This window comes from Streptomyces sp. NPDC088766, from assembly GCF_044750845.1.
In the GTDB taxonomy this organism is placed as follows: Bacteria; Actinomycetota; Actinomycetes; order Streptomycetales; family Streptomycetaceae; genus Streptomyces.
This window is the reverse complement of sequence record NZ_JBIVKQ010000020.1, coordinates 72,546-86,186: the sequence shown is the minus strand read 5'-3', so window position 1 is coordinate 86,186 and position 13,641 is coordinate 72,546. Positions and strand designations below refer to the sequence as shown.

The window sequence follows — 13,641 nt, the reverse complement described above, 5'->3', positions numbered from 1 at the left end:
CAGGCCCACAGCGTCGTGCGTCTTCCACGCGGCTAGCCCCTCCTCCGCCTGCGGCCGTCGGGACGGCCGTCCGCACGCGCCCCCATAGCCTGGAGGGCATGGGAGGTGCCCCCATGACTTGTGAGGACTCACGTGAGCTCGAAACCTGTCGTACTCATCGCTGAAGAGCTGTCGCCCGCGACCGTGGACGCGCTTGGACCGGACTTCGAGATCCGGCACTGCAACGGAGCGGACCGAGCCGAACTGCTCCCGGCCATCGCCGACGTCGACGCGATCCTGATCCGCTCCGCCACCAAGGTGGACGCCGAGGCGATCGCCGCCGCGAACAAGCTGAGGGTCGTCGCACGAGCCGGCGTCGGCCTGGACAACGTGGACGTCTCCGCCGCCACCAAGGCCGGCGTGATGGTCGTCAACGCCCCCACCTCCAACATCGTGACCGCCGCCGAGCTGGCCTGCGGTCTCCTGCTCGCCACCGCCCGCCACATTCCGCAGGCCAACGCCGCGCTGAAGAACGGCGAGTGGAAGCGGAGCAAGTACACCGGCGTGGAGCTGGCCGAGAAGACCCTCGGCGTCGTGGGCCTCGGCCGCATCGGCGCGCTCGTCGCCCAGCGCATGTCCGGCTTCGGCATGAAGGTCGTCGCCTACGACCCCTACGTGCAGCCCGCGCGGGCCGCGCAGATGGGCGTCAAGGTCCTGTCGCTGGACGAGCTGCTCGAGGTCTCCGACTTCATCACCGTCCACCTGCCCAAGACCCCTGAGACGGTCGGCCTGATCGGCGACGAGGCGCTGCGCAAGGTCAAGCCGAGCGTGCGGATCGTCAACGCGGCCCGGGGCGGCATCGTCGACGAGGAGGCGCTGTACTCGGCGCTGAAGGAGGGCCGGGTCGCCGGCGCCGGCCTCGACGTGTACGCGAAGGAGCCCTGCACGGACTCCCCGCTCTTCGAGTTCGACCAGGTCGTCGCCACCCCGCACCTCGGCGCCTCCACCGACGAGGCGCAGGAGAAGGCCGGCATCGCCGTCGCCCGCTCGGTGCGTCTCGCCCTCGCCGGCGAGCTGGTCCCGGACGCGGTGAACGTCCAGGGCGGCGTCATCGCCGAGGACGTCAAGCCGGGCCTGCCCCTCGCGGAGCGCCTCGGCCGCATCTTCACCGCCCTCGCCGGTGAGGTCGCCGTCCGCCTGGACGTCGAGGTCTACGGCGAGATCACCCAGCACGACGTGAAGGTGCTGGAGCTGTCCGCCCTCAAGGGCGTCTTCGAGGACGTCGTCGACGAGACCGTGTCGTACGTCAACGCCCCGCTGTTCGCCCAGGAGCGCGGCGTCGAGGTGCGGCTGACGACTAGCTCGGAGTCGGCCGACCACCGCAACGTCGTCACCGTGCGCGGCACGCTCGGCAGCGGCGAGGAGGTGTCGGTGTCCGGCACGCTGGCCGGCCCCAAGCACCTGCAGAAGATCGTCGCGGTCGGTGAGTACGACGTGGACCTCGCGCTCGCCGACCACATGGCGGTGCTGCGCTACGAGGACCGTCCGGGTGTCGTCGGCACCGTCGGGCGCATCCTCGGTGAGGCGGGCATCAACATCGCCGGCATGCAGGTCGCCCGCGCGGCCGTCGGTGGCGAGGCGCTCGCCGTGCTCACCGTGGACGATGCGGTGCCCGCCGGGGTCCTCGGCGAGGTCGCCGCGGAGATCGGCGCGACGTCCGCGCGTGCGGTGAACCTGGTCTGACGTGCGCGCGAGGGTCCGGGGCCGCCGTCCCCGGACCCTCGCCCCGTCCCCGGCCCCTCGCCCCGTCCCCGGACCGGGGCCTCGTCCTCAGGCTTCCCCGGACCGGCCGGGCGCGCTCGGCAGGTCCGGGGTTTCGCATGTCCGCTCGCGCACCTCGGCCCGCCGCAGCGTGACCGCCGCCGGCACCGCGGCACCCGCCAGCAGCACGGCCCCCGTGACCGCCGCCCCCTGCATCCCGCGGGTGAACGCCTCCCGGGCGGCCGTGGCGAGGCCCGGCACCCGGTCGGCCACCGCCAGACGCCCGACCACGGACCAGCCCCCCCGGTCCGCGAAGTGCCGTACCACGGAGCGGTCGTGACGGACGGACAGGTGGCCGGGACCGGTGCGGTCGAGGAGCGCGGCCGCGCGATCCCGGACGGGTGTGGGCTCAGAGCCGCCGCGCCTTGAGGGCCATGTGCAGCAGCAGCCGGTCCTCGCCGTCGTCCAGGTCCAGTCCTGTCAGCTGCTCCACCCGCGACAGCCGGTAGTACAGCGTCTGCCGGTGGATCCCCAACTCGGCCGCCGTGCGCCCCGCCTGGCCCGCGCAGTCCAGGTACGCCTCGGCGGTGCGGGCCAGTTCACGGTGGGCCGGCGTCGACAGGGCCCGTACGGCGGGGTCGTGGGCGGAGCCGGGCGGCAGCGAGGTCAGCAGCCGGTAGGGCCCGATCGACGCCCACGCGGCGGTCGGGCCGAGGCGCGGCTCCGCCAGCGCCGCCCGGGCCGCCGCCGACGCCTCCCGCCAGGCCGCCCCCAGCTCCGCGAGGCCCGCCCGCCCCGCCGCGACCCCGGCGGCGGCCGCCCCGCCGGCCCGCTCCAGCAGCCGTCCCGCCACCGAGGTCGCCGGGGCCGGGGCCTCGGCCGAGCGCAGCCGGACCAGCACCGCCAGGCACTGACCGTCCACCCCCCACGGCACCGTGCACAGGGCCTCCGCGCCGGGCAGCGTGCGCAGGGACGGCGCGTCGTCGGGGTCGGCCGAGGGCCAGGGCGCCACGCACACCACCGTGTGCGGGCCGTCCGCGCGGGCGCCGAGCGCGGTGCGCAGTTCCGCCACCGCCATGTCCCGCTGCCAGCCCCGGTCGGCGGCCAGCACCGCCCGCAGCTCGCGGGTGAGGTCGGCGCCGTGCTGGGCCTCGTCGGCCAGCAGTGCGCCGATCCGTCCCGCCACCTCCATCGCGCCCGCCAGCTGGTCGTCGGAGGGCCCCGGGTCGCCGTCCAGCAGCCAGACGTAGCCGAGGACCACCCCCCGGTGGCGCACCGGGAGGCAGACGCGGCCCCGGTGGACGCCGGCCTCCGGGGTCGGCGGGATGCGGACCGGGGCCGTGGCGCGGGTGATGCCGAAGCCCTCGAACCAGGACCGGACCGCCGGGGTGGAACGCCGGGTGAGGATCGAACGGGTGCGCACCGGGTCCAGGGCGGCGGCGTCCAGCTCGTCCTCGCTGTCGTAGGCGCCGAAGGCGATCAGTTCGAAGTCGCGGTTCTCCAGGGTCGCCGGGGCGCCGAGCAGCTCCGAGATCTCGTCGACCAGCTCCTGGTACTCACCCTTGAAATCCGCCGTCACCCGGTCATTCTCCCGCATCCCCGCGAACGCTTCATACATCTGTCTGAGATCTGCGGCACGGATGCGTGACAGCTGTCGATGGCCGACGATCGGAGGGATCCTTAGGTTTCACGGTGGTTCTCCGTGCCGTTCCCGAATCGTCGGGAAGCGGCCTCGTATGGGTTGGTATGTGGAGGTGCCCCGTGCTGGGTCCCGTGATTCTCGCCGCGTCGCGCAGCGACCGGATGCGACGCCTGATCTCGGCGGCCCCGGTGACGAAGCAGGTCGTGGACCGCTTCATCCCCGGCGAGACGGTGGACGACATCGTCCCGATCGTCGAGGAGCTGACCGCCGGGGGCCTGGAGCTGACGATGGACGTCGTCGGCGAGGACATCACCACCCCCGGACAGGCCGCCGCCGCCCGCGACGCCTACCTGGAACTGGTGGACCGCCTCAAGGACCTCGACCTCGGCGAGAAGGTCGAGATGTCCGTCAAGCTGTCCATGTTCGGCCAGGCGCTGGAAGGCGGCCACGAACTGGCCCTCGCCAACGTCCGCCCGGTCGTCGAGGCCGCCGCCGCCATCGGCACGACCGTCACCCTGGACGCCGAGGACCACACCACCCTCGACTCGATGTTCGCCATCCACGAGGAGCTGCGGAAGGACTTCCCGCGGACCGGCTGCGTCATCCAGGCCTACCTCTTCCGCACCGAGGCCGACGCCCGCCGCCTCGCGCAGAGCGGCAGCCGCGTCCGGCTCGTGAAGGGCGCCTACAAGGAGCCCGCCGAGGTCGCGTACCAGAACAAGCACGAGATCGACAAGGCGTACGTCCGCATCCTGAAGACCCTGATGGACGGCGAGGGCTACCCGATGATCGGGTCGCACGACCCCCGCCTGATCTCCATCGGCCAGGAACTCGCGCGCAAGGCCGGGCGCAAGCTCGACGAGTACGAGTTCCAGATGCTCTACGGCATCCGCGGCGACGAGCACCTGCGCCTGGCCGCGGAGGGCCACCGCATGCGCGTCTACACCGCCTACGGCACCGACTGGTACGGCTACTTCATGAGGCGTCTCGCGGAGAAGCCGGCCAACCTGCGGTTCTTCCTGCGGAGCATGATCGGCCATGGCTGACGCGATGAGGCCGTGCCGCGGCTCCGGCCGGGGGTCCGGGGGTTGTCCCCCGGGGAGACGCAGCATGAGGCGTCTCGCGGAGAAGCCGGCCAACCTGCGGTTCTTCCTGCGCTCGATGGTCAGCAAGGGCTGAGACGGTTCCCCCTCCCGCCCGCCTCCACGCAACACCCGCTCACGTACAAGGAGTTACGGATCCCATGGACGCTGTGACCCAGGTCCCCACCCCCGTCAACGAGCCGGTGCACGGCTACGCACCCGGCTCGCCCGAGCGTGCCAGGCTGGAGGCCAGGCTCAAGGAGCTGGCCGACAATCCGATCGACCTGCCGATGACCATCGGCGGCGAGAAGCGGATGGGCGGCGGCGAGCGCTTCGACGTCGTGCAGCCGCACAACCACAAGGCACGCCTGGGTACCTACGCCAACGCCACCCGGCAGGACGCCCAGGACGCCATCGACGCGGCCCTCGCCGCCGCGCCCGCCTGGCGCGCGATGTCCTTCGACGACCGCGCCGCGATCATCCTGCGCGCCGCCGAACTACTGGCCGGCCCCTGGCGCGAGACCCTCGCGGCCTCCACCATGCTCGGCCAGTCGAAGACCGCCCAGCAGGCCGAGATCGACACCCCCTGCGAACTGGTCGACTTCTGGCGCTTCAACGTCGCCTACGCCCGCCAGATCCTCGCCGAGCAGCCCCCGGCGAACTCCCCGGGCGTGTGGAACCGGCTGGACCACCGTCCGCTGGAGGGCTTCGTCTACGCGATCACGCCGTTCAACTTCACGGCGATCGCGGGCAACCTGCCCACCGCGCCCGCGCTGATGGGCAACGTGGTGGTCTGGAAGCCGTCCCCGACGCAGACCCACGCCGCGGTGCTGCTGATGCGGCTCCTGGAGGAGGCCGGGCTGCCCAAGGGCGTCATCAACCTCGTCACCGGTGACGGCATCGCGGTGTCCGAGGTCGCCCTCGAGCACCGGGACCTGGCCGGCATCCACTTCACCGGCTCGACGAAGACCTTCCAGTACCTGTGGAAGACGGTCGGCGCCAACATCGAGAAGTACCGCTCCTACCCGCGCCTGGTCGGCGAGACCGGCGGCAAGGACTTCGTCGTCGCCCACCCGAGCGCCGACCCGGCCGTGCTGAAGACCGCCCTCACCCGCGGTGCCTTCGAGTACCAGGGCCAGAAGTGCTCCGCGACCTCGCGCGCCTACATCCCGGCGTCCATCTGGAACTCGGGCTTCAAGGAGGAGTTCGCCGCCGAGGTCGACTCCCTCACCATGGGTGACGTGACCGACCTGTCGCACTTCATGGGCGCGGTCATCGACGAGCGGGCCTTCGCCAAGAACAAGGCCGCGATCGACCGCGCCGAGGCGGACCCGGCCTGCACGATCGTCGCGGGCGGCAGCTACGACGACTCGGTCGGCTACTTCGTGCGCCCGACCGTCGTCGAGTGCACCGACCCGGAGAACGAGGTCTTCACGACCGAGTACTTCGGCCCGTTCCTCGCCGTCCACGTCTACGAGGACGACCGGTACGACGAGATGCTCACCCAGATGGAGTCGGTGTCCGACTACGCCCTCACCGGGTCGGTCATCGCGAACGACCGTGCCGCGGCGGCCCACACGATGGAGAAGCTGCGCTACGCGGCCGGCAACTTCTACATCAACGACAAGTCGACCGGCGCCGTCGTCGGCCAGCAGCCCTTCGGCGGCGGTCGCGCCTCCGGCACCGACGACAAGGCCGGCGCCCCGCAGAACCTGATGCGCTGGACCCTGACCCGCGCCATCAAGGAGACGCTGGTCCCGCCGACCGACTACACGTACCCGCACATGGGCTGACGTCCCCCGCACCCGCCCCGACGGGCCAGGTCCTTTCGACCTGGCCCGTCGGCGTGCCCGGGCGAGCGCTGATCGCTGACGAACGCGCAGGTCGGAGCGGTGTGGCCAGGAGGCCGTCTCAGATAGTAGGAAGTCCGAGTAATTGTGGAGACAGGCGCGTGCTCCTCCCTTAGTTTTGTAGGAGCCGAACGTCTCGCTCGACCAAGCGAATGGCGGTCGTGAGCCGGGCCCGTGCAGGCAACCCCTGCGGCACCGCTCCCCGGCCCATCTGGGGGCACCTCCCACGCCCTTGAGGCAGTGGGGGAGTCGCGCACCCCGCCGAACTTCCTGGTTCCGCGAATGGAGTCGATTTCCCATGGCCGAGAAGACCGTCCGCCGCCGCGTCCGCCACGCCTCCCGTACGAGCGAGTCCGACCGCAAGAACGCCGCCGCGGCTCTCCAGCGCGCCCTCGACCGCCGTGACAACGGCGGCGAGACCGGCCACTGACCGGCCGCCGACCGCTCACCGGCCGGCTCCGGCCGGCCCGTTCCCCGCAGTCCGGGAGCCGCATCCGGTGCCGGGGTGCGGCGCGGGTTCCGAACGGGACTTCGCGACCCGCGCCGCACACCCGGCCGTGTCCGCATCGCGGACGGTCCATGTCATTCCATGGGACGCCGAGTAGGGTGCTCACATGTCTCGCAGCATCAATCTCGCAGTGATCCCCGGTGACGGCATCGGCCAGGAGGTCGTGGCCGAGGGTCTCAAGGTCCTCTCCGCCGTCCTTCCGCAGGATGTGAAGCTGGAGACCAAGGAGTTCGACTTCGGTGCCCGCCGCTACCACGCCACCGGTGAGACCCTCACCGACGCCGACCTCGACGCGCTGAAGAAGCACGACGCGATCCTGCTCGGTGCGATCGGCGACCCGTCGGTGCCGTCCGGCGTGCTGGAGCGCGGCTTCCTGCTCAAGCTCCGCTTCGCCTTCGACCACCACGTCAACCTGCGTCCGTCGAAGCTCCTGCCGGGCGTCGCCACCCCGCTGGCCGGTGAGCCGGAGATCGACTTCGTGGTCGTGCGCGAGGGCACCGAGGGCCCCTACACCGGCAACGGCGGCACCATCCGCAAGGGCACCGAACACGAGGTCGCCACCGAGGTCTCCGTGAACACGGCCTTCGGCGTCGAGCGCGTGGTGCGGGACGCCTTCGCCCGCGCCCAGGCCCGCCCCCGCAAGAAGCTCACGCTGGTCCACAAGAACAACGTGCTGACCTTCGCGGGCCACCTGTGGACGAACATCTTCAACAAGGTCGCCGCGGAGTTCCCCGAGGTCACCACGGACTACATTCACGTGGACGCCGCGACGATCTACCTGGTCACGGACCCCGCCCGCTTCGACGTGATCGTCACCGACAACCTCTTCGGCGACATCATCACCGACCTCGCCGCGGCCGTCTCCGGCGGCATCGGCGTCGCCGCGAGCGGCAACATCAACCCCGCCGGCGACTTCCCGTCCATGTTCGAGCCCGTGCACGGCTCGGCCCCGGACATCGCGGGCCAGGGCAAGGCCGACCCCACCGCCACGGTCCTGTCCGTCGCCCTCCTGCTGCGTCACCTCGGCCACGAGTCCGAGGCCGCCCGCATCGAGGACGCCGTCTCCGCCGACCTGGCGGAGCGCACCGGCAAGCCGGCCCGCAGCACCACCGAGATCGGCGACGCGCTCGCCGTACGAGTAGCCGGCTGACGCCCGCGCCACCTCGAAACCATTCGAAGCCGCCGGGTCGCATCCGCACCCGGCGGCTTTCGCATGTCCCCCGCCGGGTGCCACCATCGACCCCGGGTCGCGTTTCACCCCGTTTCTTCCACCGCCGACCTCGCGCGATAATCGAACGCGGAGCCGCGGAATGAGGGAATGCTCGGACGTCCCAGCACTGGGCGTACAGGAACGAAAGCGGCCCGTCACTACAACACCGGTGAAGGACAACCACTCATGACGACGCCCACGATCGAGCTCAAGCCCTCCGCCAGCCCGCTCTCCGACGCCGAGCGCGCGGCGATCCTGGCGAACCCCGGGTTCGGCCGCCACTTCACCGACCACATGGTGACGATCAAGTGGACCGAGGGCCGCGGCTGGCACGACGGCCAGCTCGTCCCGTACGCGCCGATCCCGCTCGACCCGGCGACGAACGTCCTGCACTACGCCCAGGAGATCTTCGAGGGCCTCAAGGCCTACCGCCGCCCCGACGGCTCCGTGGCCACCTTCCGCCCGGACCAGAACGCCAAGCGCTTCCAGCGCTCCGCCCGCCGTCTCGCCATGCCCGAGCTGCCGGTCGAGACGTTCGTCGAGGCCTGTGACGCGCTGATCCGCCAGGACGAGGCCTGGGTGCCCGCGCACGGCGGCGAGGAGTCCCTCTACCTGCGCCCCTTCATGATCGCGACCGAGGTCGGTCTGGGGGTGAAGCCCGCGAACGAGTACCTGTTCCTCGTCATCGCCTCGCCGGCCGGCGCCTACTTCGCCGGCGGGGTGAAGCCGGTCTCCATCTGGGTCTCGGAGGACCGCGTGCGTGCCGTCCCGGGCGGCATGGGCGACGCCAAGACCGGCGGCAACTACGCGGCCTCCCTGCTCGCCCAGGCCGAGGCCGCCGCCGAGGGCTGCGACCAGGTCTGCTACCTCGACGCGGTCGAGCACCGCTGGGTCGAGGAACTCGGCGGCATGAACCTGTACTTCGTGTACGGCGACAAGATCGTCACGCCGACCCTCACCGGCTCCATCCTGGAGGGCGTCACCCGCGACTCCCTCCTGCAGGTCGCCCGCGACCTCGGGTTCGAGTCCGAGGAGCGCCGCGTCTCCCTCGAACAGTGGCAGGGCGACGCCGCGAACGGCACCCTGACGGAGGTCTTCGCCTGCGGCACGGCCGCGGTCATCACCCCCGTGGGCACCGTCAAGCGCGCCGGCGCCGACTGGCAGCACTCCGGCGGCGAGCCCGGCCCGGTCACCGTGAAGCTGCGCGAGGCGCTTCTCGACATCCAGCGCGGGAAGACCGAGGACCGGCACGGCTGGATGCACACGATCGGCTGACCACCCCCGTCCCCGCCAGGGCCGCCCCGGACACGAGTCCGGGGCGGCCCTTTCGCATGCCCTCGCACTGCTCGCCCTCGCACTCTCGTTTGAACAACGCTCAATTCAATGAGCGCCTGTGCGTCAAGAAGCCCATGGAGTGGGTCCCAATGGGTTAGAGTGACGCTCTAATCCAGAGGATGCGAGGAGGTGTCCCGGCGTGAGACTGACTCCGACGGAACGGGACCGGCTGCTGCTCTTCGGTGCCGCCGAGCTGGCCCGTGCCCGCCGCGCCCGCGGCCTGCGGCTGAACGTGCCGGAGGCCACCGCGCTGATCGCGGACGCCGTCTGCGAGGCCGCCCGCGACGGCGCCCGGCTCGCCGAGGCGATCGAGCGCGCCCGCGCGGTCCTCGGCCCCGGCGACGTCCTGCCGGGCGTCGCCGACGTCGTCACGGAGGTGCACGTCGAGGCCGTCTTCGACGACGGTTCCCGGCTCGCGGTGGTCTCCGACCCGATCGGGGGCGGTCTCGGGGCCGGGGCGCCCGGCGCGCTGCTGCCGGGGCCCGAGCACGCCGAAGCCGGGGCGGCGGTCCGGCTGACGGTCACCAACACCGCGGACGTGCCCGTCTCCGTCACCTCGCACTTCCACTTCTTCGAGGCCAACCCGCGCCTGCGCTTCGACCGCTCGGCCGCCTACGGCATGCGGCTCGCCGTCCCCGCCGGCTCCTCCGTGCGCTTCGGACCGGGCGAGCGCGGCGAGGTCGGACTGGTCCCCATCGGGGGCGACCGGATCGCCATCGGCTTCGCCGGCCTGGTGGACGGGCCGCTGGACGCGCCGGGAGCCCGGGAAGAGGCCCTGCGCAGGGCCGCCGCCTGCGGCTATCTCGGCGTACCGGGAACGACGGACGAGGAGCGCGGACGATGAGCCGCCCCGCAGGACACCCCGCCGAGGCCCGCCGCCTCACCCCGTACGAGTACGCCGCCACCCACGGCCCGCGCGCGGGCGACCGCCTCCGGCTCGGCGACTCCGGGCTGGTGATCCGCGTCGAGTCCGACTCCCAGCGCCCCGGCGACGAGTTCCTCGCCGGGTTCGGCAAGACCGCCCGCGACGGACTGCACCTGAAGGCCGCCGCCGTGCGTGAGACCTGCGACGTCGTCATCAGCAACGTCGTCGTGATCGACGCCGTGCAGGGCGTCCGCAAGGTGTCCATCGGCATCCGCGAGGGCCGGATCCACTCGATCGGGCGGGCCGGGAACCCCGACACCCTCGACGGGGTCGACGTGGTCGTCGGCACGGGCACGTCGATCGTGTCCGGCGAGGGGCTGATCGCCACCGCCGGTGCCGTCGACACGCACGTCCACCTGCTGTCGCCGCGGATCATGGAGGCCTCGCTGGCCTCCGGCGTGACCACGGTCATCGGGCAGGAGTTCGGGCCGGTGTGGGGCGTCGGCGTCAACTCGCCCTGGGCGCTGCGGCACGCGTTCAGCGCCTTCGACGCCTGGCCGGTCAACATCGGCTTCCTGGGCCGGGGTTCCTCCTCCTCGCCGGACCCGCTCGTCGAGGCGCTCGCCGAGGGCGGCGCGTCCGGCTTCAAGGTCCACGAGGACATGGGCGCCCACACCCGGGCGCTCGACACGGCGTTGCGGGTCGCCGAGGAGCACGACGTGCAAGTAGCTCTGCACAGCGACGGGTTGAACGAGTGCCTGTCCGTCGAGGACACCCTGAGCGTGCTGGAGGGCCGCACGATCCACGCCTTCCACATCGAGGGCTGCGGCGGCGGACACGTGCCGAACGTGCTGAAGATGGCGGGAGTCCCGCACGTCATCGGCTCCTCCACCAACCCCACCCTGCCGTTCGGCCGGGACGCGGTCGCCGAGCACTACGGCATGATCGTCTCGGTCCACGACCTGAAGACCGACCTGCCCGGCGACGCCGCCATGGCCCGTGACCGCATCCGCGCCGGGACCATGGGCGCCGAGGACGTCCTGCACGACCTGGGCGCGATCGGCATCACCTCCTCCGACGCGCAGGGCATGGGCCGGGCGGGCGAGACCGTCCGCCGTACGTTCGCGATGGCCGGGAAGATGAAGGCCGAGTTCGGCGCCCCGGCCGAGCACGACAACGACCGCGTCCTGCGCTACATCGCGAAACTGACCATCAACCCCGCCATCGCGCACGGGCTGTCGCACGAGGTCGGCTCCCTCGAGACCGGCAAGCTCGCCGACATCGTGCTGTGGCGCCCCGAGTACTTCGGGGCCAAGCCGCAGCTCGTCCTCAAGGCCGGCTTCCCGGCGTACGGCGTCGTCGGCGATCCGGGCGCGGCCACCGACACCTGCGAACCCCTCGTCCTGGGACCGCAGTTCGGCGCGTACGGCGCCACGCCCGCCGACCTCTCGGTGGCCTTCGTCGCGCGGGCCGCGCTGGACCGGGGCAACGACCGGATGCCGACCCGCCGGCGCCGGGTCGCCGTCCGCGGCACCCGTGGCATCGGCCCCGCCGACCTGCGGCTCAACTCCCGTACCGGAGCGGTGGACGTCGACCGGCGCACCGGCCTGGTCACCCTCGACGGAGAACCGCTCCGCTCCGAGCCGGCCGACTCCGTCTCCCTCAACCGCCTCTACTTCCTGTGAGGACCTCCCCGATGAGCAAGGCCGCCGCCGACGGCTTCCGGATGCCCGCCGAATGGGCCCCGCACGAGCGCACCTGGATGGCCTGGCCGTCCCCCAACCCCACCTTCGACGACCCCGAAGGCCTCGCCGCCTCCCGTGCCGCCTGGGCGTCGGTCGCCCGTGCGGTGCGCCGCTTCGAGCCGGTGACGGTGGTGTGCGGACCGGGACAGTCGGCCGAGGCGCGCGCCCTGCTGGGGGACGGCGTCGACACGGTCGAGCGGGACCTGGACGACGCCTGGATGCGCGACATCGGCCCCACGTTCCTCACGAACGGGCGCGAACTGGCTGCCGTGGACTGGACGTTCAACGGGTGGGGCGCCCAGGGCTGGGCCCGCTGGGAGCACGACGCGAAGATCGCCGCGTACGTCTCGGACCTCGCGGGGGCGAGGACGTACGCCTCGAGCCTGGTCAACGAGGGCGGGGCGATCCACGTCGACGGCGAGGGGACGGTGCTGCTGACGGAGACCGTCCAGCTCGGCCCCGAGCGCAACCCGCACTGGACCCGCGCACAGGTCGAGGCGGAGATCCACGCCCAGCTCGGCACCCGCAAGGCGATCTGGCTGCCGCGCGGCCTCACCGGCGACTATCCCCCGCACGGCTTCGGCACCCTCGGCCACGTCGACATCGTCGCCGCGTTCGCCCGCCCCGGCGTGGTCGTCGCCCACAGCCAGCCGGACCCCGCGCACCCGGACCACGAGGTGACGAAGGAGGTCGTCGGCCTGCTGCGGGCGCAGACCGACGCCCGCGGGCGCCGGCTGGAGGTCGTCGAGGTCCCGGCGCCCACCGTCCTGGAGGCCGACGGCCACTGGGCCGACTACTCCTACATCAACCACTACCTCTGCAACGGCGGGGTCGTCCTGTGCGGCTTCGACGACCCGCGCGACGAGATCGCGGCCGGCGTCTTCCGCCGGCTGTTCCCGGACCGGACGGTGACGCTGGTCGACGCCCGTACGATCTTCTCCGGTGGCGGTGGCATCCACTGCATCACGCAACAGCAGCCGAAGACCCACAGGAGTCCCGATGCCCGGTGCGGCACGTGAGCGCAGGCACGCCCCGCCCCGCGAGGACGTCCTCGCCGCCGCCATGGCGATGATCGCCGAGCGCGGTCTGGAGAAGCTCACCATGGCGGCGCTCGGACGCGAGGTGGGGATGAGCAGCGGGCACCTCCTCTACTACTTCCGCTCCAAGGACGAACTGCTCCTGCAGGCCCTGGAGTGGAGCGAGGGCCGCCTCGGCGCCGAGCGCGGCCGGCTGCTGACCGGCCGGGCCACGGCCCGCGAGCGGCTCGACGCCTACGTCGACCTGTACGTCCCCGACGGCCACCGCGACCCGCACTGGACCCTGTGGCTGGAGGTCTGGAACCGCTCGCAGAACGCCGCCGCCGACGCGGACGCCCGCGACCGGCAGGCGGCCATCGAGGGCGCCTGGCACCGCGACCTGGTGGCACTGCTGGCGGAGGGCGTCTCCCGCGGCGAGTTCCGCCCCGTCGACCCCGACCGGTTCGCCACCCGGCTGCGGGCGCTGCTCGACGGCTTCTCCATCCATGTGGCGATCGGGCTGCGCGGCACCGGCCGAGAGCAGGTCATCGGGCACGTGACGGAATTCGTGACCGACACCCTGCTCGCATCGTGACCGACACCCTGCTCGCATCGTGACGGACACTCTGCTCGCATCCTGAGACAGTC

11 protein-coding genes and 1 pseudogene are annotated in these 13,641 nt (G+C 72.2%); 10 read left to right on the top strand and 2 right to left on the bottom strand.

Annotation, left to right across the window (positions count from 1 at the left end; genetic code table 11):
* Positions 1–132 precede the first annotated feature (132 nt).
* Positions 133–1,722 carry a phosphoglycerate dehydrogenase gene (gene serA / locus ACIP5W_RS25435; RefSeq protein WP_401477858.1) on the top strand — a complete coding sequence of 530 codons (1,590 nt, stop codon included), beginning with the start codon at positions 133–135 and terminating at the stop codon, positions 1,720–1,722.
* 87 nt (positions 1,723–1,809) lie between these two features.
* On the opposite strand, the pseudogene ACIP5W_RS25430 reads toward serA, so the two are convergent.
* Both ACIP5W_RS25430 and ACIP5W_RS25425 read right to left on the bottom strand, forming a co-directional pair.
* A pseudogene (locus ACIP5W_RS25430) lies at positions 1,810–2,025 on the bottom strand (MFS transporter); the annotation flags it as partial.
* A 124-nt stretch (positions 2,026–2,149) separates the two neighbouring features.
* On the bottom strand, positions 2,150–3,337 hold the full coding sequence (locus ACIP5W_RS25425; protein WP_401477855.1) for a PucR family transcriptional regulator: 1,188 nt from the start codon (positions 3,335–3,337) through the stop codon (positions 2,150–2,152).
* Between the two features lie 164 nt (positions 3,338–3,501).
* Here ACIP5W_RS25425 and ACIP5W_RS25420 point away from each other — a divergent pair, with 164 nt between their 5' ends.
* The 9 genes from ACIP5W_RS25420 to ACIP5W_RS25380 all read left to right on the top strand — a co-directional run bounded on the left by ACIP5W_RS25420 (position 3,502) and on the right by ACIP5W_RS25380 (position 13,588).
* Positions 3,502–4,428, top strand: coding sequence for a proline dehydrogenase family protein (locus tag ACIP5W_RS25420; protein WP_401477852.1), 927 nt, complete (start codon positions 3,502–3,504; stop codon positions 4,426–4,428).
* A 197-nt stretch (positions 4,429–4,625) separates the two neighbouring features.
* Complete coding sequence (pruA, locus tag ACIP5W_RS25415) at positions 4,626–6,257, top strand: L-glutamate gamma-semialdehyde dehydrogenase (RefSeq protein ID WP_401477849.1); 1,632 nt, start codon at positions 4,626–4,628, stop codon at positions 6,255–6,257.
* 355 nt (positions 6,258–6,612) lie between these two features.
* Complete coding sequence (locus ACIP5W_RS25410) at positions 6,613–6,744, top strand: hypothetical protein (RefSeq protein ID WP_401477846.1); 132 nt, start codon at positions 6,613–6,615, stop codon at positions 6,742–6,744.
* Between the two features lie 184 nt (positions 6,745–6,928).
* Complete coding sequence (locus ACIP5W_RS25405) at positions 6,929–7,972, top strand: 3-isopropylmalate dehydrogenase (RefSeq protein WP_401477843.1); 1,044 nt, start codon at positions 6,929–6,931, stop codon at positions 7,970–7,972.
* Between the two features lie 246 nt (positions 7,973–8,218).
* Positions 8,219–9,307 carry a branched-chain amino acid aminotransferase gene (locus ACIP5W_RS25400; RefSeq protein ID WP_401477840.1) on the top strand — a complete coding sequence of 363 codons (1,089 nt, stop codon included), beginning with the start codon at positions 8,219–8,221 and terminating at the stop codon, positions 9,305–9,307.
* Between the two features lie 199 nt (positions 9,308–9,506).
* Positions 9,507–10,211, top strand: coding sequence for an urease subunit gamma (gene ureA, locus ACIP5W_RS25395; protein ID WP_401477837.1), 705 nt, complete (start codon positions 9,507–9,509; stop codon positions 10,209–10,211).
* The gene (locus tag ACIP5W_RS25390) at positions 10,208–11,917 is read left to right on the top strand and encodes an urease subunit alpha (RefSeq protein ID WP_401477834.1); all 1,710 of its coding nucleotides are present in this window, start codon (positions 10,208–10,210) and stop codon (positions 11,915–11,917) included. The genes ureA and ACIP5W_RS25390 overlap by 4 nt, the downstream gene beginning before the upstream one ends.
* 11 nt (positions 11,918–11,928) lie before the next feature.
* Positions 11,929–12,996 carry an agmatine/peptidylarginine deiminase gene (locus tag ACIP5W_RS25385; RefSeq protein WP_401477831.1) on the top strand — a complete coding sequence of 356 codons (1,068 nt, stop codon included), beginning with the start codon at positions 11,929–11,931 and terminating at the stop codon, positions 12,994–12,996.
* Positions 12,977–13,588, top strand: a complete 612-nt coding sequence (locus ACIP5W_RS25380; protein WP_401477828.1) for a TetR/AcrR family transcriptional regulator — start codon at positions 12,977–12,979, stop codon at positions 13,586–13,588. Before ACIP5W_RS25385 ends, ACIP5W_RS25380 begins: the two co-directional genes overlap by 20 nt.
* The last annotated feature ends 53 nt before the right edge of the window (positions 13,589–13,641 follow it).